This is a genomic window from Knoellia sp. S7-12, assembly GCF_040518285.1.
GTDB lineage: Bacteria > Actinomycetota > Actinomycetes > Actinomycetales > Dermatophilaceae > Knoellia.
The window spans coordinates 1,967,516-1,988,334 of the sequence record NZ_CP155449.1 but is presented as its reverse complement, the minus strand read 5'-3'; the positions used below and the strand labels follow the sequence as shown (position 1 = coordinate 1,988,334).

Annotated in this window: 24 protein-coding genes and 1 riboswitch; of the genes, 3 read left to right on the top strand and 21 right to left on the bottom strand. The window is 69.5% G+C overall.

Annotated features, from left to right (window positions below):
* Positions 1–15 precede the first annotated feature (15 nt).
* The 8 genes from V6K52_RS09580 to hisI are packed head-to-tail and all read right to left on the bottom strand — an operon-like array spanning position 16 to position 6,194.
* On the bottom strand, positions 16–486 hold the full coding sequence (locus V6K52_RS09580) for a MauE/DoxX family redox-associated membrane protein (protein ID WP_353953629.1): 471 nt from the start codon (positions 484–486) through the stop codon (positions 16–18).
* Complete coding sequence (trpA, locus tag V6K52_RS09575) at positions 483–1,295, bottom strand: tryptophan synthase subunit alpha (protein WP_353953628.1); 813 nt, start codon at positions 1,293–1,295, stop codon at positions 483–485. Before trpA ends, V6K52_RS09580 begins: the two co-directional genes overlap by 4 nt.
* Positions 1,292–2,548: a tryptophan synthase subunit beta gene (trpB, locus tag V6K52_RS09570; protein ID WP_353953627.1), complete on the bottom strand. Its 1,257-nt coding sequence runs from the start codon at positions 2,546–2,548 to the stop codon at positions 1,292–1,294. Before trpB ends, trpA begins: the two co-directional genes overlap by 4 nt.
* A complete protein-coding gene (trpC, locus tag V6K52_RS09565; RefSeq protein WP_353953626.1) occupies positions 2,545–3,369 on the bottom strand; it encodes an indole-3-glycerol phosphate synthase TrpC in 825 nt (274 codons plus the stop codon). Before trpC ends, trpB begins: the two co-directional genes overlap by 4 nt.
* 10 nt (positions 3,370–3,379) lie before the next feature.
* The gene (locus V6K52_RS09560) at positions 3,380–3,616 is read right to left on the bottom strand and encodes an HGxxPAAW family protein (protein WP_353953625.1); all 237 of its coding nucleotides are present in this window, start codon (positions 3,614–3,616) and stop codon (positions 3,380–3,382) included.
* 39 nt (positions 3,617–3,655) lie between these two features.
* Positions 3,656–4,228 carry a Trp biosynthesis-associated membrane protein gene (locus V6K52_RS09555; protein ID WP_353953624.1) on the bottom strand — a complete coding sequence of 191 codons (573 nt, stop codon included), beginning with the start codon at positions 4,226–4,228 and terminating at the stop codon, positions 3,656–3,658.
* Entirely contained in the window at positions 4,225–5,793 is a 1,569-nt protein-coding gene (locus tag V6K52_RS09550; RefSeq protein ID WP_353953623.1) for an anthranilate synthase component I, read from the bottom strand. Before V6K52_RS09550 ends, V6K52_RS09555 begins: the two co-directional genes overlap by 4 nt.
* Positions 5,790–6,194 (bottom strand): phosphoribosyl-AMP cyclohydrolase, encoded by a 405-nt coding sequence (gene hisI / locus V6K52_RS09545; RefSeq protein ID WP_353953622.1) that lies wholly within the window; start codon positions 6,192–6,194, stop codon positions 5,790–5,792. Before hisI ends, V6K52_RS09550 begins: the two co-directional genes overlap by 4 nt.
* Before the next feature lie 36 nt (positions 6,195–6,230).
* Here hisI and V6K52_RS09540 point away from each other — a divergent pair, with 36 nt between their 5' ends.
* The gene (locus V6K52_RS09540; protein WP_353953621.1) at positions 6,231–6,878 is read left to right on the top strand and encodes a TIGR03085 family metal-binding protein; all 648 of its coding nucleotides are present in this window, start codon (positions 6,231–6,233) and stop codon (positions 6,876–6,878) included.
* Here V6K52_RS09540 and hisF read toward each other — a convergent pair whose 3' ends face one another.
* Positions 6,879–7,652 (bottom strand): imidazole glycerol phosphate synthase subunit HisF, encoded by a 774-nt coding sequence (gene hisF, locus V6K52_RS09535; RefSeq protein WP_353953620.1) that lies wholly within the window; start codon positions 7,650–7,652, stop codon positions 6,879–6,881.
* 35 nt (positions 7,653–7,687) lie between these two features.
* Between hisF and V6K52_RS09530 the strand changes: the two genes are divergently transcribed.
* The gene (locus tag V6K52_RS09530; RefSeq protein WP_353953619.1) at positions 7,688–8,854 is read left to right on the top strand and encodes an FUSC family protein; all 1,167 of its coding nucleotides are present in this window, start codon (positions 7,688–7,690) and stop codon (positions 8,852–8,854) included.
* Positions 8,855–8,870: 16 nt separating this feature from the next.
* Entirely contained in the window at positions 8,871–10,637 is a 1,767-nt protein-coding gene (locus V6K52_RS09525; protein ID WP_353953757.1) for an MFS transporter, read from the top strand.
* Between the two features lie 421 nt (positions 10,638–11,058).
* Here the strand turns inward: V6K52_RS09525 and V6K52_RS09520 are convergent, their stop codons facing one another.
* The 12 genes from V6K52_RS09520 to fmt all read right to left on the bottom strand — a co-directional run bounded on the left by V6K52_RS09520 (position 11,059) and on the right by fmt (position 20,815).
* A complete protein-coding gene (locus tag V6K52_RS09520; RefSeq protein WP_353953618.1) occupies positions 11,059–11,529 on the bottom strand; it encodes a PH domain-containing protein in 471 nt (156 codons plus the stop codon).
* Entirely contained in the window at positions 11,526–12,371 is an 846-nt protein-coding gene (gene hisG, locus V6K52_RS09515; RefSeq protein WP_353953617.1) for an ATP phosphoribosyltransferase, read from the bottom strand. The genes V6K52_RS09520 and hisG overlap by 4 nt, the downstream gene beginning before the upstream one ends.
* Before the next feature lie 14 nt (positions 12,372–12,385).
* On the bottom strand, positions 12,386–12,649 hold the full coding sequence (locus V6K52_RS09510; protein WP_353953616.1) for a phosphoribosyl-ATP diphosphatase: 264 nt from the start codon (positions 12,647–12,649) through the stop codon (positions 12,386–12,388).
* Positions 12,646–13,128 (bottom strand): 6,7-dimethyl-8-ribityllumazine synthase, encoded by a 483-nt coding sequence (gene ribH, locus V6K52_RS09505; RefSeq protein ID WP_353953615.1) that lies wholly within the window; start codon positions 13,126–13,128, stop codon positions 12,646–12,648. The genes V6K52_RS09510 and ribH overlap by 4 nt, the downstream gene beginning before the upstream one ends.
* A complete protein-coding gene (ribB, locus tag V6K52_RS09500) occupies positions 13,125–14,354 on the bottom strand; it encodes a 3,4-dihydroxy-2-butanone-4-phosphate synthase (RefSeq protein WP_353953614.1) in 1,230 nt (409 codons plus the stop codon). Before ribB ends, ribH begins: the two co-directional genes overlap by 4 nt.
* On the bottom strand, positions 14,351–15,052 hold the full coding sequence (gene pnuC / locus V6K52_RS09495) for a nicotinamide riboside transporter PnuC (RefSeq protein ID WP_353953613.1): 702 nt from the start codon (positions 15,050–15,052) through the stop codon (positions 14,351–14,353). The genes ribB and pnuC overlap by 4 nt, the downstream gene beginning before the upstream one ends.
* Positions 15,049–15,693: a riboflavin synthase gene (locus V6K52_RS09490; RefSeq protein WP_353953612.1), complete on the bottom strand. Its 645-nt coding sequence runs from the start codon at positions 15,691–15,693 to the stop codon at positions 15,049–15,051. The genes pnuC and V6K52_RS09490 overlap by 4 nt, the downstream gene beginning before the upstream one ends.
* A complete protein-coding gene (gene ribD / locus V6K52_RS09485) occupies positions 15,693–16,718 on the bottom strand; it encodes a bifunctional diaminohydroxyphosphoribosylaminopyrimidine deaminase/5-amino-6-(5-phosphoribosylamino)uracil reductase RibD (RefSeq protein ID WP_353953611.1) in 1,026 nt (341 codons plus the stop codon). The genes V6K52_RS09490 and ribD overlap by 1 nt, the downstream gene beginning before the upstream one ends.
* Positions 16,719–16,825: 107 nt before the next feature.
* Positions 16,826–16,956, bottom strand: a riboswitch (FMN riboswitch).
* 122 nt (positions 16,957–17,078) lie between these two features.
* Positions 17,079–17,642 carry a pentapeptide repeat-containing protein gene (locus tag V6K52_RS09480; protein ID WP_353953610.1) on the bottom strand — a complete coding sequence of 188 codons (564 nt, stop codon included), beginning with the start codon at positions 17,640–17,642 and terminating at the stop codon, positions 17,079–17,081.
* Positions 17,643–17,644: 2 nt separating this feature from the next.
* Complete coding sequence (gene rpe / locus V6K52_RS09475) at positions 17,645–18,301, bottom strand: ribulose-phosphate 3-epimerase (RefSeq protein WP_353953609.1); 657 nt, start codon at positions 18,299–18,301, stop codon at positions 17,645–17,647.
* A gap of 34 nt (positions 18,302–18,335) precedes the next feature.
* The gene (locus V6K52_RS09470) at positions 18,336–19,838 is read right to left on the bottom strand and encodes a transcription antitermination factor NusB (RefSeq protein WP_353953608.1); all 1,503 of its coding nucleotides are present in this window, start codon (positions 19,836–19,838) and stop codon (positions 18,336–18,338) included.
* Entirely contained in the window at positions 19,838–20,815 is a 978-nt protein-coding gene (fmt, locus tag V6K52_RS09465; RefSeq protein WP_353953607.1) for a methionyl-tRNA formyltransferase, read from the bottom strand. Before fmt ends, V6K52_RS09470 begins: the two co-directional genes overlap by 1 nt.
* Between the last annotated feature and the right edge of the window lie 4 nt (positions 20,816–20,819).

The window sequence follows — 20,819 nt, the reverse complement described above, 5'->3', positions numbered from 1 at the left end:
GTCGGTGCGGCGGGCTCAGTCGGCCGGGCCGAAGATCGCCCGCTCGAGGGACAGAGGGGACTTCGGGCGCCACGAGAGCCACAGGCCGCAGGCGAGCAGGCCGAAGTCCTCGAGGATGCGAGGCAGATAGGACGTCTCGTCGGCGCTCACCGTGCCGCCACCGCCGAAGCAGCCGCAGTCGATGGTCAGCCCACGAGCCCACGCCTGCGCGATCCCGATAATGAACGCGACGAGCAGGAGCGAGCTGATGACCGCCGACGCCCGGGTGAAGAGGCCGAGGCTGAGCAGCAGGCCGAGGATGACCTCCGCGATGGGCAGGGCATAGCCGACGTAGGCCGCGACATCGTGCGGGAGGACCTGGTAGGCCTGGGTGGCCTTGGCCAGGGCTTCAGGAGTGGGAACCTTGAGGGCACCGGCGACGAGGAAGACTGTGCCGAGGACGAGACGGGCAACCAGCCCGAGGCCGTCCGCGACACGAGTGCTCACCTCGCTCCTTCCCTCACTCCCCTGGCCAAATCAGTCGTCAACTCGCGCAACGCGTCGAGACGGGCTCCGAGTTCCCCGTCACCGCTGAGAGTCCTGACGAAGGCGGTGCCGACGATGACGCCGTCGGCATACTGAGCCAGCTCGGCGGCCTGATCACCGTTGGAGACACCGAGGCCGACGCAGACAGGCAGATCGGTCACGGACTTCGTCCGGTCGACGAGGTCACGAGCCGCTGAGCCAACACTCGTCCGCTCCCCCGTCACGCCCATCGTCGAGGCGGCGTAGACGAATCCGCGGCAGGCCTCGGTGACGCGGGACAGTCGCTCCGGTGTGGAACTCGGTGCCACGAGGAAGACCCGGTCGAGGCCCTCACGCTCACTGGCAGCGATCCATTCCTGCGCCTCGTCGGGGATGAGGTCCGGCGTGATGAGACCGGCGCCGCCAGCGGCAGCCAGCTCCGCGGCATAGCGGTCGACCCCCCGCCGAAGGATGAGGTTCCAATAGCTCATGACGAGCGCGGGGGCACCGGCATCGCGAATCGCCTGTGTCGCGCGGAACCCGTCGACGACGTGGACCCCACCGTGCAGGGCGACCTCGACGGCGTTCTGGATGACGGGCCCGTCCATGAGCGGATCGGAGTATGGGAGACCGACTTCGACGATGTCGACACCACACTCGACCATGGCGACCATGGCGCGGATCGAACCTTCGACGTCGGGGAAGCCGACCGGGAGGTAGCCGATGAGAGCGGCGCGCCCCTCCGCCTTGCACTGCGCGAGAACGTCACTGGCGCCGAGGTTTGCGCTCACAGCTGGGTCCGTCCGTCGCCGGTGGCACCGGGGTCGTCGGACTCACCCGACGGCACCACCTCGTCGTCGTCGACAACATCGCCGACGAGGTTGAACCACTCCGCCGCGGTGTGCATGTCCTTGTCCCCGCGCCCCGACAGGTTGACGAGGAGTGTGGCGTCCGGACCCAGCTCGCGCCCGAGAACCAGGGCACCGGCGAGGGCGTGCGCCGACTCGATCGCCGGGATGATGCCCTCGGTGCGGCACAGGAGAGCGAACGCTTCCATGGCCTGATCATCAGTGGCATAGACGTATTCGGCGCGACCCGTGTCACGCAGGTAGGAGTGCTCGGGACCCACGCTCGGGTAGTCGAGTCCGGCCGACACCGAGTGCGAATCGACCGTCTGACCGTCCTCGTCCTGCATGAGATAACTCATCGCACCATGGAGGACTCCGGGCACAGCAGTGGCGAAGCGGGCGGCATGACGGCCTCCCAGGCCTTCTCCCCCGGCCTCGACACCGACGAGCCGGACACCCTCGTCCTCGATGAAGCGGTGGAAGATGCCCATCGCGTTGGACCCGCCACCGACGCAGGCGACCACGGCGTCGGGCAGGCGACCAGTCAGCTCGAGAACCTGCTCGCGGGCCTCGACGCCGATGATGCGGTGGAAGTCGCGCACCATCTCGGGGAACGGGTGCGGGCCGGTGACCGTGCCAATGAGGTAGTGAGTGTCTTCGACGTTGGTGACCCAGTCGCGCAGGGCCTCGTTGATGGCGTCCTTGAGGGTGGCGCTGCCGTGCTCAACGGCCACGACCTCGGCACCGAGCATCCGCATGCGCGCGACGTTGAGCGCCTGCCGCTCGGTGTCGACCTTGCCCATGTAGACGCGGCACTCGAGACCCATGAGCGCGGCCGCGGTCGCGGTGGCGACACCGTGCTGCCCTGCACCGGTTTCGGCGATGACGCGGGTCTTGCCCATGCGCTTGGTCAGCAGCGCCTGGGCGATGACGTTGTTGATCTTGTGGGAACCGGTGTGGTTGAGGTCCTCACGCTTGAGGATGATCCGGGCTCCACCGGCGTGCGCCGCGAACCGGGGCACCTCGGTGATGATGCTCGGGCGACCGGTGTAGGTGCGGTGCAGCTCATCGAGCTCGGCCTGGAAGGTCGGGTCCTGCATCGCCGTGAGTCGGGCCTCGTCGAGCTGCTCGAGGGCGGGGATGAGCGCTTCGGGGACGTAGCGTCCACCGAATTGGCCGAAGCGTCCGGCGGTCATGCAGTGCCCTCAGTGCCCACGGTGCCCATGGGGCTGGCGGCACCGGCCGCGATGATGTCGCGCACCGCGGCACTCGGGTCCGTGCCTCGCACGAGCGTCTCACCGACGAGCACGGCCTGCGCGCCCTGGGCGGCATACATGGCTGCGTCCTGGGCCCCACGGATTCCGGACTCGGCCACGGTCACGACACCCGGCGGGATGAGCGGCACGAGACGCGAGAAGGTGTCGGTGTGGATGTCGAGGGTCTTGAGGTTGCGGGCGTTCACGCCGATGACGCGGGCACCGGCGTCGACGGCGCGCTGGGTCTCACCCTCGTCGTGGACCTCGACGAGGGCGGTCATGCCGAGGTCATGGGCGAGGCTGTGCATCCGGAAGAGCTCCTCATCGGTGAGCGACGCGACGATGAGCAGGATGATGTCCGCGCCGTGGGCCCGGGCCTCCCACAGCTGGTAGTCGGTGACCATGAAGTCCTTGCGCAGCACCGGGATGGTGACTGCTGACCGCACTGCGTCGAGATCGTCGAGGCTGCCACCGAAGCGGCGCTGCTCGGTGAGGACGCTGATGGCGGTGGCGCCGGCCTCGGCATAGGTGCGCGCCAGGGAAGCCGGATCAGGGATGTCGGCCAGGGCACCCTTGCTGGGGCTGGCCCGCTTGACCTCGGCGATGAGTGAGAGGCCGTCGGCGCGCAGTCGTTCCTCGGCGTCGATCGCTCCGGGGACCTCACCCACCCGACGTTCGAGGTCGCCCAGGCTGACCCGCTCGGCACGGACGGCGAGGTCCTCGCGCACACCGGCGACGATGGCGTCGAGCACGGTGGTCATGGACGCCGGCTCAGGAGAGGTTGGTGTCGCTGCGTGCGACGTCGCCGTTGATGCCATAGCCCGCGAGGGCCATCAGCTTGCCCGCGACGAGACCCGCGATCACCACGACGACACCGACGACGAAGAGCGCGACGCTGGGGAAGATGAACGCGAGCGACATGATGAACGACCCGAGGAGGACAAGACCGACCATGACCCAAGCGGCCACGCTGTTGCCGTGGTTGTCGTCGTCGTCGTGCTCAGCCATGGGTGCCTCCCGGAAGATGTGAGTTCGCGCGTCATTCTGTCAGGTTCGCGACGTCGGACTGACATCGGTGGGGTCCTCCCCTGCGCTGAGCTGGTCCCAGTCGCTCTCGGGGGCTCGACCCGGCGCCTCGTAGCGTGACGACAGCCCAGGGGCGACGCGTCTGACCCGGGTCAGACCCGCCAGCGCAAGCCCGGCCAGGGCGAAACCGAGCATCGCCACCCAGGGCCAGGCGTTGACGCTGGAGTGCGTCTCGAGGGAGCCGGTTCGACCGGCTGCGGCCGCCGCGATCGGGCCCAACACCGTGTCCGGGTCGAGCAGCACCCGAGCCACGTTGACGATGCCGACAACCGTTGCCAACGCAGTGAGGACGAGCGCGACGATGCGAGCGCGGGGTCCAGCGGTCGCTGACGCCACGGCTCCCGCCACGACCACGAGCGCCAGCGCAACGACTCCCCCAGCGGCCTCGGCACCCGTGGCGCTCACCGACCGGGCGCCGAGGACGACGTCATCGACGGATCCGGTGAGCCAGGTGCGCGACGCCGTGACCACCACGAGGAGGGCCCCGAGGATGACGAGCAGGACGAGGACGCCGCGGCGGCGGAGCACCCTCATGGCACTCTCCGCAACGCCGATGCCGTCGCGACGGCACGCAGCACCGCGGTCGCCTTGGCGATGCACTCGTCGTGCTCGTTGCGCGGGACAGAATCGGCGACGATGCCGGCTCCTGCCTGGACATGGGCCACCGCACCGTCGATGAGGGCGGTGCGGATGGCGATCGCCATGTCGAGGTCTCCGTGGAAATCGAGATAGCCGACGACGCCGCCGTAGACGCCACGTCGCGACGGCTCGTAGCCCTCGATGAGGGCGAGCGCGCGCGGCTTCGGCGCCCCCGACAGCGTCCCGGCAGGGAAGGTGGACACGAGGACGTCATAGGCCCGCACGCCCGGGCGCAGCTCCCCCACGACCGTGGACTCGATGTGCATGACATGGCTGTATCGGCGTACGTCCATGAACTCGACGACGTCAACCGTCCCCGCTCGGCAGACGCGTCCGAGGTCGTTGCGTCCGAGGTCGACGAGCATCACGTGCTCGGACCGTTCCTTGGGATCGGCGAGAAGGTCCTCGGCCAGGCGCACGTCATCCTCGGGCGACTTGCCACGTGGCCGTGACCCGGCAATGGGATGCGTGATGGCCTGGGTGCCGGTCACCTTGACGAGCGCCTCCGGCGAACTACCCACGACGTCGTATGCCGTGCCGTCCGGTCGCGTGAACCGGAACAGGTACATGTAGGGGCTGGGGTTGCCGACGCGCAGAGCGCGGTAGACGTCGAGGGCGTCGGCGGGGCAGGGCATCGAGAACCGTTGTGAGAGAACGACCTGGAAGACCTCGCCGGCGCGAATGTCCTCCTTGGCGCTCTCGACCATCGCCTCGTACTCGTCACGCGTGAGGTTCGCGGTGACCGTGTCCAGAGCCTGATCGACCACTTCGGTCTCCACGAAGGACACGGTGCTCTCGGCGCTCGCACCGAGGTCGCGGGTCATCGTGTCGAGCCGCGCGACTGCGTCGGCCCAGGCGTCCTCGACGCGTTCGTCCGTGGCGTCGTAGTTCACGGCGTTGGCGATGAGCAGGACCGAACCATCGGCGTGGTCGAGGACGGCAAGGTCGGTGGCGAGCATCATCGCGATCTCGGGGATGTGCAGGACGTCAGGGGTCGTGGACGGCACCTTCTCCCAGCGACGCACGGCGTCGTAGGAGATCATCCCGACCATGCCCCCGGTGAGGGGAGGCAGGCCCGGGATCGGGTCGGTCGCGAGGGCGGCGACAGTGTCGCGCAGCGCCTCGGTGGCGAGCCCGGTGGTGGGGGCACCGACCGGAGGTTCGCCGACCCAGTGCACCTCGCCATCCTTCTCGGTCAGCGTCGCGTGACTGGCGACCCCGACGATGGAGTAGCGCGACCACACGCCGCCATGTTCGGCCGACTCGAGGAGGAAGGTCCCGGGACGATTCTGGGCGAGCTTGCGATAGAGCCCGACGGGTGTCTCGGCGTCGGCCATGAGGCGTCGGACGACGGGGATGACCCGTCGCCCTTCAGCAAGGACGGAGAAGACGTCGAGCGAGGGCCAGGTCGTGCCGAAACTGAGATCAGGGGCGGGCTGCGGCTGCTCACTCGTGCTCACTGGCGCACCTCTCCGACATCGATGCCACCGACGCCCCCAGCGACCCCGACGACGACCTCGAGTGCGCCGGCATCGAAGCAGGTGCGGTCACCCGTGTGGCAGGCCGCACCGACCTGCTCGACCCGGACGAGAAGGGCATCACCGTCGCAGTCGACCGCCGCCGACTTCACGAACTGGGCGTGGCCCGAGGTGTCGCCCTTGCGCCAGTACTCCTGTCGGCTGCGCGACCAGAACGTCACGCGCCCCTCACTCAGCGTGCGACGGACCGCCTCGATGTCCATCCACCCGAGCATGAGCACCTCACCGGTGTCGTGCTGCTGGATGACCGCGGCAACGAGGCCGGCGTCGTCGAAGCGAAGGCGGCTGGAGACAGCAGGGTCGAGATCGGGCACGTCCGCCATTGTGCCGCGCGGTGCATTTGGCGCGAGGATGGGTCCATGACCCAAGCCTCGGTGAACATTGCACGCAGGGAGCGCCTCGACCTGTGCGAGACCTTCGAACTGGTGGGCCCGGACGCTCCCACGCTGTGTATGCCGTGGACCACCCGCGATCTCGCGGCGCACCTCGTCATCCGTGAGGGTCGCCCCGACCTCGCCTCGGGCATCTGGGTCCCCTTTCTGGCGGACCGCACCGAGCGCGAACAGGCCAAGGTCGCGGCCCAGCCATGGCCCGCCCTCGTCGAAGCGGTCCGCTCCGGCCCACCGAGGTGGCACCCGGCGCAGATGGCCCCCATAGACAACGCGGTCAACCTCGCCGAGATGGTCGTCCACCACGAGGACGTGCTGCGCGGCGACGGGACACCGGGCCCGCGTCGCGAGCCCACTGCGCACCTCGAAGCCGCGGCCTGGGCCCTTCTCTCCCGCATGGGTCGGCTCCTCTTCCGCAAGGTTCCGGACGGCGTCGAGCTGCACGCGCCCGGCCGTGGTGCGCTCACCGTGAGTGGCGGCGACGTCACCGTCCACGTGTCGGGAGCGCCGCTGGAACTGTTGCTCACGGCATACGGGCGTCGCCAGGTCGCACAGATCGACCTGACGGGCGACGAGGCCGCCATGGCCCGCTTCGAGACGTCCCGCTTCGGACTCTGATCAGCGGACGGGGTGACCGTCGGCGCGCAGCGCGTCCTTGACCTGGCCGATCGTGAGGTCGCCGAAGTGGAAGACACTGGCGGCGAGGACTGCGTCAGCACCGGCCCGGACAGCGGGTGCGAAGTGCTCCACGGCCCCCGCGCCACCACTGGCGATGACGGGAATCGACACCTCTCGCCGGACCCGCTGGATGAGGTCGAGGTCGAAGCCCGCCTTGGTCCCATCGGCGTCCATCGAGTTGAGCAGGATCTCACCGGCGCCGAACTCGGCCGCGCGGACACACCACTCGATGGCGTCGAGCCCGGTTCGGGTCCGCCCGCCGTGGGTGGTCACCTCGACGTCATCGGTCACGCTGCCGTCAACGGCGCGGCGGCGACGCACGTCCGCCGACAGCACGAGCACCTGCGAACCGAAGCGGTCAGCGGTCTCGGCGATGAGCTCGGGGCGGGCGATGGCGGCCGTATTGACGCCCACCTTGTCTGCGCCACTGCGCAGCAGGCGGTCGACGTCGTCGACTGTGCGCACTCCCCCGCCGACAGTGAGCGGGATGAAGACCTGCTCTGCGGTGCGCCGCACGACGTCATAGGTCGTCGCCCGGTCACCGCTGCTCGCGGTGACGTCGAGGAAGGTCAGCTCGTCGGCGCCCTGCTCGCCATAGGAGCGGGCGAGCTCGACGGGGTCTCCTGCGTCACGCAGGTTCTCGAAGTTCACGCCCTTGACGACGCGACCGGCGTCGACGTCGAGGCATGGGATGACACGGATGGCGACGCTCACGTCCGCAGGTTATCCGGCAGGGGATGATGCGGTGTATGCCGTCCGCCTCCGAACTGCCTGCCCGCGTCGCCGCGCGCTCGCGCACCGAGGCGCGGATCCGCACCGACCGCCTGTCCGGCCGGTTCGTCTTCATCGTCCAGTGCGGGATCGGGGCGGCGCTCGCATGGTGGCTCGCGAAGGACGTCTTCGACCACCCATTGCCCTTCTTCGCCCCCGTGACGGCGATCATCTCGCTCGGCCTGTCCTACGGGCAGCGGGTGCGTCGCGCCGTCGAGGTGATGATCGGCGTCGCGATCGGCGTCCTCATCGGCGACATCTTCGCCCACCTCTTCGGCAGCGGGGTCATCCAACTGCTCGTCGTCATCATGCTCGCCATGACCATCGCCTCGCTCTTCGGGGCAGGACTGCTCATCACGATCCAGGCGGGGGTCCAGGCGGCCATCATCACGACGCTCGTGGCCGCACCGGGTCAGGCGTTCACCCGCTGGCTCGACGCCGTCATCGGTGGCAGCGTCGCCCTCATCATCAGTGCGCTCGTTCCTGCGACGGGCCTGCATCGACCCCGCCAGCAGGCTGCGCGGGTCGTCGACGAGATCGCCGCCATCCTCAACGAGACGGCCCGAGTCATCCGGACCGACGACACGGCCCTCGCCACTCGCACGCTCGAGCGGGCACGCGCGTCCGAGGCGATGCTCGTCGAGCTGCAGTCCCTCGCCTCCGAGGGGGTCGCGGTCGTGCGGCTCTCACCGTTTCGCCGCCGGCACCTGCCCGGCGCCCAGGCGATCTCGGACCTGCTCGAGCCGCTCGACCGCAGCATCCGCAACCTGCGCGTGCTCGTCCGGCGGGCCGCGGTCGGGACCAAACGTCACGAAGTCGTCCCGGCGGCATACGTCGCCCTGATCGATGACCTGGCGCGGTCGTGCGCCGACATCTCTCGCGAGCTCCACGAGCGGCACGCACCGGTGGCGGCGCGGGCCGGGCTGCGACGACTCGGCGAACGAAGTGCCGCGATCGACCCCGACTCGGGACTCTCCGGCGAGGTCATCCGCGCACAGGTGAGGTCGATGGTCGTCGACCTGCTGCTCCTCACCGGCGTGCCGCTGGACGAGGCGGGCGGCTACATCCCGGTGTCGGGTCGACCCACTGACGAGGGCGACGGCGAGGGCGACGGCGCTGACGAGGACGAGTCGACCCCGAATTAGGGTTGCCGGTGTGGCGATGGAGGCGATGACCGACGTGGGCGATCTCGCGACCGAGGTTCGAGCACTCGCTGCGGAACGGGGTGCGCGCTGCGGCTCCGTCACCCTCATCGCCATCGACGGGCCCAGTGGATCGGGCAAGACCACGCTCGCTGCCGACCTCGGGGACGAGCTCGACGCGCTCATCCTGCACGTGGACGACATGCACCAGGGGTGGACAGGACTGCTCGAGACGGTGGACCTGGCGCGCGCGACCATGGTGGACGCGTGGTTGCGGGGTGAGCCGGCCAGTCACCCGACCTGGAACTGGGAGGTGGGCGTTCGCGGACCCGACCTCGCAGTGCCGCAGGCGAAGCTCGTCGTGCTCGAAGGGGTCGGGGCCTTCGCGATCGCGGCGGGCATCGCGACGGCCGGGGTCTGGGTCGAGGCGCCGTGCGAACAGCGTCACGACCGCGCGATCGCCCGCGACGGCGAGGTGTTCGCGTCGCACTGGGACGTGTGGGCGGACCAGGAACGCCAGCTCTATGCCGTCTCGCCCGGGCGCGCAGAGGCCGACCTGCGCGTCGACACCGGCAGGGTGGGTGCCGAACCTGCGGTCGACGCCCCACGCGGACCATCACTGGCTCTCGTCGTCATCGGGGTGGTCGCGGTGTCGCTGAGCATGCGGACCCTCATGACGTCGCTGCCACCGCTGCTGCCGCGGATCCGTGGAGACCTCGGCCTGAGCTCGGTCTGGCTCGGTGTCCTCACGACACTCCCGGTGCTCTGCATGGGCCTGCTCGCACCGGCGGCGGCCCGGTTGGGGCTGCGTCTCGGCGTGGCCCGGTGCATCTCGCTCGCCATGGTGGCGGTGGCCGTCGGCAACCTCGTGCGCGGGTTCGGGCATGAGCTCGTCGCCCTCTATCTCGGCACCCTCTGCGCCGGCGCCGGGATGGCGCTCGCCGGGACCCTGCTGCCGGGCATGGTCAAGGGCTTCTTCCCCACTGGCCGCTCGGGTCTGGCGACCGGAGTGCAGATGCTCGCGATGATGGGTGGCGCCGGACTGGCCGCCGCCGTCTCGGTCCCGTTGGCCGGTGCGCTGGGCGACTGGGACCTCGCGCTCGGGTTCTGGGGACTCGTCGCGGTGGTCGGTCTCGTGTTCTGGATCCCCGTCGACCGGGCGGTGCACCGCGGTGGCGACCACGACCAGCACCCGGCTGACACCAGCCACGGCCTCCCTTGGCGCAGCACCACCGCCTGGCTCGTCGCGGCCTTTCTCGCCATCCAGTCCTGGCAGTTCTACTCGACGCTGGCCTGGCTCTCACCCACCTATGTCGACCACGGATGGGACGCCCGTGACGCTGGCCTCTTGCTGTCGGTCTTCACCGGCGCCCAGCTCGTCTCGGGGCTCGTCGGTCCGGCGATCACCGACCGCGTGGGCGACTGGCGGATCCCGCTCGTGGGCGCCGGTCTGTTCGGCCTGGCTGGCCAGACGGGCGTGTGGGCCGCCCCCGATGCCGCGCCCTGGGTGTGGGCGCTGCTGCTCGGTGCCGCCCAGGGCGCGTCCTTCGCGATCGGGCTCGTCCTGCTCGTCCGGTATGCCGTGTCGCCGGCCGCCGCTGCTCGGTTCACCGCGATGGCGTTCCTCATGTCCTACTCGGTGGCGTCGATGGGGCCCACCACGATGGGCGCGGTGCGAGACCTCACCGGTGGCTACTCGGCGATCTGGTTGGTGCTGGCGCTGCTCATGCTCGTCCAGCTCGCCGCGACCCTGACCCTCAAACCCAGCCGACCCCCCGTCCGCTGACCCGTCCGACGGGTCCTGCCGTTCGGCCCCTCGTCGGCTTCCCCAGCGCCTCGACCTAGGTGCTGTCGGCGTCGATAACCCATAGGTGCGCAGGTGAACACCTTTCGGTTGTAGACCCGAAACCACACATGTATCACGGGGTCGTCACCCGCCGCTCAGCGTCAGGGGCGGGTGCGGGACCCGGCGGCGAGGTCTGCGAGTCGGACCTCAGTCCTCGTCGTCATCGTTGACACCCCAGCGGAACGGGTCGTCCATGGAGTCATCGAGTTCCTGCTCGGACAGGTCGTACATCGCAGTCCGGGAGGACCTGGATGAGCAGTCGTGCGGAACGCATCAGGGCGTCCACATCGTCGATTCGCAGATCGAAGCGCTGAAACTGGAAGACGAACTCGCCCTCGGTCATGGAACTCCCTCCGATGCGTCAGGGTCGGGTGCGGGACTCGGCGACGAGGTCGGCGAGCCGCTGGGCCTCCCCGCGGGCAGCGTCGCCGTCGGCGCGCTGGATCGCCATGACCGCCACGGACTCGGTGTCCCTGAGGTGAACGGTCGCCCACGGGTCGCCCTCGTCGAACGTGACGTCGGCGATCTCGTCCCACAGGATGTGCCTTCGACCGACGAGATTGTGGATCGACAGCCCTGATTCGTCGGGCACGGCCGCGATGATGGCCCACCGCCAGAGGACAGCACCCAGGCCCAGACCGAGGACGGCCATCATGATCCGGTCGGCGACGACCCAGTCACCACCGGCGTCGGGCCCGGCCACGAGCAGGGCGAGCACGGTGAAGAGCACGACCGAGAGGACCGCCATGACGATCGCCATGCGACGGCCGCGGCGCGACCGGAACGAGGCCCGCGAGGCTGAGGAGACCGAAGCTGCCCCGGGCTCGGTCACAGGCGGCACGCAGCGATGTCGGTGACGAGGATGGCTCGCGCCCCCATCTCCCAGAGCTGGTCCATGATCTGGTTCGTCACCGACCTGGGGACCATGGCGCGCACGGCCTTCCACTCCGGGTTCTGCAGGTTCGAGACCGTCGGGGACTCCAGGCCGGGTGTGATCGCGCAGGCCTCGTCGACGAGCGTGGCCGGCACGTCGTAGTCGAGCATCACGTAGTGGCGGGCGGTCACGACACCGAGCATGCGGCGGTGCAGCACCTCGATCCCCGAGTCCTCGTGGCTGCCATCGCGGCGAATGAGCACGGCCTCGCTGCGCAGGATCGGGTCACCGAAGACCTCGAGTCCCTGGCTGCGCAATGTCGCACCGGTCTCGACCACGTCGGCGATGACATCGGCGACGCCCAGGGTGATCGCCGTCTCCACCGCACCATCGAGGCGCACGACCTCGGCCTGCACACCCTGCTCGGCAAGGTGCTTCTCGACGAGTCCCTGATAGCTCGTGGCCACCCGGCGACCCGCGATGTCCGCAACGGCGGACACGGAACCCGGCCGACCGGCATACCGGAAGGTCGATCCTCCGAAGCCGAGCGTCATCACCTCGGTGGCGGCACTGCCCGAGTCGAGGAGCAGGTCGCGGCCGGTGATGCCGCAGTCGACGGTGCCGGAGCCGACATAGACCGCGATGTCGCGCGGTCGCAGATAGAACAGCTCGACCCCGTTGGCCTCGTCGTTGACGACGAGCTCCTTGGAGTCACGGCGCGTGCGGTAGCCCGCTTCGCGCAGCATCTCGGCGGCGGGGTCGGCAAGAGAACCCTTGTTGGGAACGGCAATGCGCAGCATGAAGGGCTCGAGTCTCAGAGGTGGGTGTAGACGTCATCGAGGGTCAGACCCTTGGCGACCATGAGGACCTGCAGGTGATAGAGCAGCTGGGAGATCTCTTCAGCTGCGCGCTCGTCGCTCTCGTGCTCGGCGGCCATCCAGACTTCGGCGGCCTCCTCGACGATCTTCTTGCCGATGGCATGCACGCCCGCATCGAGCTCCGCGACGGTGCGCGAACCCTCCGGACGGGTCGCGGCCTTGTCGGTGAGCTCGGCGAACAGCGCGTCGAAGGTCTTCACGCGTCAATCGTACGAGGGGCGAGGTCACGCAACGTCACGGCGGTCGCGACGGCGGCCAGAGCAGCCTCTGCACCCTTGTCCTCACTCGACCCCGGCAGCCCGGCCCGCGCCAGAGCCTGCTCGGCCGTGTCGCAGGTGAGGACGCCGAAGCCGATGGGGACTCCGGTGCGGATGCTGACGTCGGTGAGGCCATGGGTCACCCCGCTGCAGACGTAGTCGAAGTGCGGTGTGCCGCCGCGGATGACGACTCCCAGGGCGACGAGGGCGTCGTGGGTCGGCGCGAGGCGGGCGCAGGCGACCGACAGCTCGACCGTGCCGGGGACTCGGACGACGGGGACGTCGGTGAGTCCGGCTTCGGCGAGGGCCGCGACGGCTCCGTCGACGAGCCCGTCCATGACGGCCTTGTGCCAGGACGCCGCGACGATGGCGACCCGCAGGCCACTCCCGTTGGTGTGCACCTCAGGTGCTCCGGCTTTCATGCGCTTGCCTCCGAGGAGTCGTGGGAGTCGAGGACGAGGTCGTGCCCGAGACGGTCGCGCTTGGTCCGCAGATAGGCGGCGTTCGTCGCGACGGGGGCGACCTGGAGCCGCTCGACCGTCGTGATGTCGATGCCTGCGGCCCGGACGGCTTCGACCTTGTCGGGGTTGTTGGTGAGCAGCCGGACAGCGGTCACACCGAGGTCGTGGAGGATCGCCGTGGCCGCCGAGTAGTCGCGGGCGTCAATGGGCAGACCCAGCTCCACCTGCGCGGCGACGGTGTCAATCCCGCTGTCCTGCACGGCATACGCCGCGATCTTGTCAGCAAGGCCAACCCCGCGACCCTCGTGACCACGGACGTAGACGACAACGCCTCCCTCGCGGGCGACCCGGCTCTGGGCGCGACGCAGCTGCGGGCCGCAGTCGCAACGTGCCGAACCGAAGACGTCGCCGGTGAGGCACTCGCTGTGGAGACGGGTGAGGACCGAGCCGTCACCGAGCCCGAGTGGGCTGACGAGGGCGAGGTGCTCGTCGCCGGTGAGGGTGTCGCGGTAGGCGTGAGCGGTGAAGGTGCCGTCCGCTGTCGGCAGCGTCGTCGTCGCGTGACGGGTGACCCGGTCGTGGCGCTGACGGTGCGCGACGAGCTGCTCGATGGTGATGACGGGCAGGTCGTGCTGTGCTCCGAGGTCGAGGACAGCGGGCAGTCGCATCATCGTGCCGTCGTCGTGAGTCAGCTCGGCGATGGCGCCCACCGGCTCAAGTCCTGCGAGGCGGCACAGGTCCACGGCAGCCTCTGTGTGACCGCGGCGCACGAGCACTCCCCCGGCACGCGCGCGCAGCGGCACGACGTGACCGGGGCGCACGAAGCTGTCGGCGTTCGCCTCCTGCGACGAGAGTGTCCGGATCGTGTGAGCGCGATCCGCCGCGCTGATCCCCGTCGTCACGCCTTGCGCCGCGTCGACCGTGATCGTGTATGCCGTCCGCAACCGGTCAGCGTTGTCCCTCACCATGAGCGGCAGGTCCAGACGGTCGGCGACGGCATCGGGCATGGGGGCGCAGACGTAGCCCGACGAGTGGCGGATGGTCCACGCCATCCACTCGTCGGTCAGGCTCTGCGCGGCCAGGATGACGTCGCCCTCGTTCTCTCGGTCCTCGTCGTCAGTGACCAGCACCGGACGGCCAGCACGCAAGGCCTCCAGTGCCTCCTCGATCGTCGAGAGCTGGCTCATGAGCGCATCTCCGCCAACTCGCGCTCAGGGTCTCGCTCTTCGCGAGAAGCCTTGAGCCACACCGTGAAGCCGTAGAGCACCAAGGCGCCGTAGACGGCATACAGGACTGCGGACGGATAGAACTTCGAGTGCCAGAGGAGTGGAACACCGACAAGATCCACGGCGATCCACATGAGCCAGAAGTCGTTCCAGCCGCGCGCCATGGCATAGGTCGCGAGCATCGAGCCGACGAAGATCCAGGCGTCGCACCAGAAGTACCAGCGAGGCGCGGGCCATTCGGCGCCGATCGTCGCGAAGATCCACTGGCCGACGACGAGCCCAGCGGCCCAGACCCCGACGTAGGCCGCGCGCTCACGCACCGTGGCCCAGCGCGGCGTGATGGCCGGCGAGTCGTCGCCGCGCACCTTGCGATGCTGCTGCCAGAGCCACCAGCCATAGACGCTCGTGATGATGAAGAACACCTGACGGCCGGCCTGGCCATAGAGGGTCTGATGCTGCGGGTTGGCGAAGGCCACGCCGAAGAAGACCGTGAAGAGCAGGACATTGCCGATGATGCCGGCTGGCCACGCCCACACGCGGCGCCGCATGCCACCGATCGCGGAGGCGAAGCCGAAGACGTTGCCGACGATCTCGCGCCACAGGATGTGCGAGCTGCCGATCGTCAGCTGGGCCTCGAAGAGACGCTCGAGCCAGTTCATGCGAGAACCTCCGTGGTGGTTGGGTCGATGGTGGCGCGGGCGCCGGGGGTGGTGGTGAGGAGACGCTCGACGTACTTCGCGAGGACGTCGACCTCGAGGTTGACGGTGTCTCCGACGGCGCGGTGACCAAGCGTCGTGAGGGCGAGCGTGGTGGGGATGAGCGAGACGCTGAACGTGTCGTCGGTGACGGCCGAGACCGTGAGACTCACCCCGTCGACGGTGATGGAACCCTTCTCGACGACGTAGCGCGCCAGATCCGTGGGCAACGTGAAGGTGACGACCTCCCAGCGGTCACCGGGGACGCGCTCGAGGACGGTGGCAGTGCCGTCGACATGCCCTTGGACGATGTGGCCACCGAAGCGACTCGACGCAGCCATGGCGCGCTCAAGGTTGACCGGCGCTCCGGCCACCAGGTCGCCAAGACCGGTGCGGGACAGGGTCTCTGCCATCACATCGACGGTGAACCGGCCTGCATCGGCATCGTGCTCCACGACGGTGAGGCACACGCCGTTGACCGCGATGGAGGCACCGTGCACGGCGTCGCTCGTCACGAGTGGCCCGTGCAACGTGAGCCGGGCAGAGGTCTCACCCAGGGCGAGGACTTCGACCCGACCGAGCTCTTCGACGATTCCGGTAAACATCAGCGGGACTCCTCCAAGGTGGCGGTGATGCGGATGTCGTGACCGACGATCCGGGTGTCAGTGGGTTCGAGACGCAGCGCGTCGGCCATCGTCGTGATTCCGAGGTCGCTCACGGATGGTCGACCTCGCCCGAGCAGGACGGGCGCGACGTAGACGACGATCTCGTCGACGAGGTGGTCGGCCATGAAGGCGGCGGCGACCGTCGGGCCTCCCTCGAGCCAGACGCGGTGGATCTTGCGCCCTGCCAAATGGGCCAGGACCTCGCGAGGGCTTCGGGTGCGCAGGTGCACGGTCTCGGCCGCATCGTCGAAGAGGTGGGCATCAGCGGGCAGGTCGCGCTGACCCATGACGACGCGCAACGGCTGGCGATCGTGCAGCGTGCCGTCGGGGCGACGAGCGGTGAGTTGCGGGTTGTCGGTGAGGGCAGTGCCGGTGCCGACGACGATCGCCCCGCTGCGGGCCCGCTGGTCGTGGACGTCGGCTCGTGCCTCGGGGCCGGTGATCCACTGGCTCGTGCCGTCGGCGGCCGCGCTGCGACCGTCGAGTGTCGTCGCAACCTTCCACGTGACCCAGGGCCGGCCCGCGCGGACGCTATGCAGCCAGCTTCGGTTGAGTGCCTCACCATCCGCTTCGAGCACGCCGCCCTCGACGGCGACGCCCTGCGTCGCCAGCCAGGCAGCGCCACCGGCAGCCGGAGCGTTCGGGTCGCTCACGGCATACACGACACGGGCAACACCAGCCGCGGCCAAGGCGCGCGAACACGGTGACGTGCGTCCGGTGTGGTTGCAGGGCTCAAGCGTGACGTATGCCGTGCAACCGGCCGCGCGCTCCCCTGCGGCCGCGAGGGTGGCGGCTTCGGCGTGGTCCGTGCCAGCACCGTGGTGCCAGCCCTCGGCGACGAGAGCCCCGTCGGGGTCAACGAGAACACAGCCGACGCGCGGATTGGCGTCAGCCTCGGGACCGTTGGTCGCGAGGCCCAGCGCGCGCAGCATCCACTGTGCGTCGGTCGTGCTGCGCTCCTGCATGCGTCCTGCCCTCGTGCTCGAGACCGTGAAGTCGAGCTCCGGGGGACGTGCAGCGGGTGCCGTCGACGCATGACGCCGGACGGCGCGACCCCGAAAGGTCTTAGCTGTCGCGTGCTGCCTACCATCCGGACTTTAACCGTCGGTCTGGGAGTTCCACCCAGTCAACCGGCCGCTGGTTGCGGTCGGGTCGCGGACTGTCACCGCCGGTTCGGAATTGCACCGACCCCGGAGCACGTCACTGGCCATTATGCCGCAGGCGACCCCCGTCACCGCACCTCTGTCCACCGTGACACTCATCTCTCGCCTTGTGTGCCTCTGGGGACGCCGGAGCGTCCCCTGAGGCACACAGGGCCAGAGGGGTCAGAGGAACGTGACTCCGAAGACGTCGAGCAGGCCGGGCGCGGCATCGAGGTCGAGGCGCGCACCCTTGAGCCGGTTGTCCCGCGGGTCTAGGGCAAGCCCGCGGGTTCCCCGCAGATCGGCGTCGCGCAGGTCGGTGTTGGCGAACCGTGCACCGGAAAGCTCCGAGCCGCCGAGGTCCACGCGGCGCAGGTCGGCGTCGGTGAAGTCGACGTCGGTGAGGACGCAGTCGCGGAACACGAAGGCGGTGAGGTCCAGCCCGGCGAACGTCGTCCCATCGAGGCGGCATCGTTCGAACCGAAGCGGCTGCGCCAGCAGCGAGCCGGCACCGGTCACGGTCCAGTTGACCGCCAGCATCTTGCAGCCGACGAACGTGCACTCGACGAACCGGGTGTCGGTCAGAGCCGTCATCGAGAAGTTGCAGCTCGTGAAGGTGCACTCCTCGAAGACGCAGTCGAGCAGCGTGGCGCTCTCCCAGTTGAGCCTGTTGAGCTCCTCACCCATCAGCTCGCGACCGCGCAGGGTCTCACCCACTGCCAACGACTCCAGCACCTGCTCGGCCACGATCAGTGGGCGTGCGAGGTTGCTAGAGCGCGGAGCTCGTCGATGGCAGTGGACGCGGACTCCGCGCCATAGACCGCAGACCCGGCGACGAAGACGTCTGCTCCGGCCTCGGCGCACTGCTCAATGGTCTTGGCCGACACTCCCCCGTCGACCTGGATCCACACCTCGCCGCCGTGCTTCTCGACCGCCTTGCGGACCTGCGCGACCTTGGACATCTGATCGGCCATGAAGGACTGACCGCCGAAGCCGGGCTCGACCGTCATGACGAGCACCATGTCGAGCTCGGGCAACAGGTCCGCATAGGGCTCCCAGGCCGTCCCCGGCTTGAGCGCCATGCCGGCCCGCGCCCCGGCGCCGCGCAGGTTGCGCGCCAGGGTGCGCGGGTCGCGGGCTGCCTCCACGTGGAAGGTCACCGACTGCGCTCCGGCCTCGGCATATGCGGGTGCCCAGCGGTCCGGGTCCTCGATCATGAGGTGGCAGTCGAGCGGAATCGGCGACACCTTGAGCAGGGACTCGACGATCGGCAGGCCGAGGGTGAGGTTGGGGACGAAGTGGTTGTCCATGACGTCGACGTGCGCCCAGTCGGCGTTCGAGATCGCGGCGAGCTCGGACTGGAGGTTGGCGAAGTCGGCGGAGAGGATCGACGGTGAGATCTGCACGCGAGCAGCCTAAGGGTGGGGTGCTGTCCGGTCGTCAGGCCTTCTTGCGCAGCAGCGTGAAGAACATCGCGTCGGTGCCGTGGACGTGCGGCCACAGCTGCACTTCCGGGCCGTCTCCGAGGTCGTGGAGCACGTCGCCGGAGGCGTTGCGGAACAGTTCGCGCGCGTCGACGACCTCGATGTCGTCACGCTTCTTGAGCACGTCGCGGACCACGAACGTCGTCTCGGCCGGGTGCGGGCTGCACGTGGCATAGCCGACGAGCCCACCCGGAGCGACGGCGTCGAGCGCACTGCGCAGCAGGTCGCGCTGCAGGGGGCCGAGCTGGACGAGATCACTCGGCTGACGACGCCACCGGGCCTCGGGTCGCCGACGCAGCGCGCCGAGCCCGGTGCAGGGCGCATCGACGAGAACGCGTCCGTATGCCGCCGGCTCGGCTTCTCCGACCTCGCGACCGTCAGCGGTGCGCACCTCGATGCGCCGTCCGGCAGCGTTGGCCAGAGCAATGACGGGTTCGAGTGTGGAACGCACGAGGTCGGCTCGGTGGTCGCTGATCTCGACGGCCACGAGGTCGGCTCCGGCCTCGACGGCGAGCGCGCCGAGCACACCGCTCTTGCCTCCCGGCCCTGCACAGAGGTCGAGCCAGCGGGTCGGCACATCAGGGTCGACAGGAGCCAGGGCGAGAGCGGCAGCCAGCAGCTGCGACCCCTCGTCCTGCACGGCGGCCCGGCGATCACGGATCGCGGCGATGGCCCCCGGCTCGCCGTGGTCGAGGACGGCACCAAAGGGTGAGGTCTCGCTGGCTGTGGCGCCGGCATCGACGAGTTCTTCGACCGTGGCGAGACCCGGGCGGGCGACGAGGCTGACCTTGGCGGGGGTGTTGTCGCTGTCGAGCAGCTCGCGCAGCTCACCGTCGACGGTCTCGGCGGTGGCGCGCCCGCCTGAGAGCAGGGCCCCCCGCATGGCGCTGACCACCCACTCGGGGTGGGAGTACTCCACGGCCAGCGCGGCCGTCGACCCACCCTCTGGCACAACCTCGGTCACCCACTCCTCGCGCGTCCGCTCACTGACCCGGCGCATCACTGCGTTGACGAAGCCGCTGGCACCGGCGCCACTCACGGTGCGCGCAAGACCAACGGTCTGGTCGGCGGCGGCGTGCGACGGGACGCGCATGCCGAGCAGCTGGTGCGCACCGAGCCGCAGGACGTCGAGCACCCCGTTGTCGATCTTGCTGGTGGGCCGACCGGCCGCACGCTCGATGACCGCGTCATAGAAGCCCTGCATCCGCAGGGTCCCGAAGGCGAGCTCGGTCGCGAACGCCGCGTCCCGCGAATCGAGTCGGTGGCGTCGGATGATCGCGGGGAACTCGAGGTTCGCGTAGGCACCCTCGTCGACGGCCCGGAGCAGTGTGTATGCCGCCAGGCGCGCCGGTTCGGCGTGCTTGGCCCGCTCGCTCGGCTTCTGGAGCGAGCGCTGGCTACCGCGTGGTCCCGACCGGCCTTGGGGGCGTCGGGGCTGGGAGGAGTCGGGTGCGGGCATCAGGTCAGCGTAGTGGCGCGACCGAGCACCTCACCCACGTCGATCCTGACCCCGCGGGCCCAGTCGGCGGCCGCCATGGGCTTCTTGCCCTGAGGACGCACTTCACCGAGTGTCACCACACCCGACGCAGTCCCGACGTGGACAGCCTTCTTGGTGACGTGGATCTCCCCCGGTGCCAACGGTTGCGTGGACTCCCGCGCGTCAAGGGCGTCAAGTGCATCACCACCCGCGGCCACCACGGGGCCGACCCCGAGGCGCTCGTCGCGGAACGTCGTCCAGGCGCCAGGAGCCGGCGTGCACCCGCGGACGTGACGATTCACGGCATACGCAGGGGTGCTCCACGAGATCTCCGCATCGGCGGTCGTCAGCTTCGCAGCATGCGAGACACCCTCGCCAGGTTGCGGCACCGCGTGGAGGTCGCCGCTCTCGAGGCCGTCCATGGTCGCGACGAGCAGGCCAGCGCCTGCCTGGGCGAGCCGGTCAAGGAGGGTGCCGGAGGTGTCGTCGGACCGGATCGTCTCGGTCATGAGGCCCAGCACCGGTCCGGTGTCGAGTCCCTCCTCGATGACGAACGTCGTCGCACCGGTGGCCTCATCGCCGGCCATGATGGCGCGCTGGACGGGCGCGGCACCGCGCCACGCCGGGAGCACCGAGAAGTGAAGGTTGATCCAACCGTGGGTCGGGATGTCGAGGACGTCGCGCGGCAGGAGCGCCCCATACGCAACGACCGGGCAGGCATCGGGGGCGATCTCGCGCAGGCGAGCCTGGAACTCGGGATCCCTCGGTGAGACCGGCGTGAGCACCTCGATCTCCCGCTCGACCGCGAGCGCCTTCACCGGCGACGGGTGGAGCGTGCGACCGCGACCGGCGCGTGCGTCGGGCCGCGTGAGGACAGCGACGACCTCGTGCGAGGAGGCGAGCAGCGCCTCGAGGGCAGGCACGGCGGTCTCGGGGGTGCCGGCGAAGACCAGCCTCATCGGG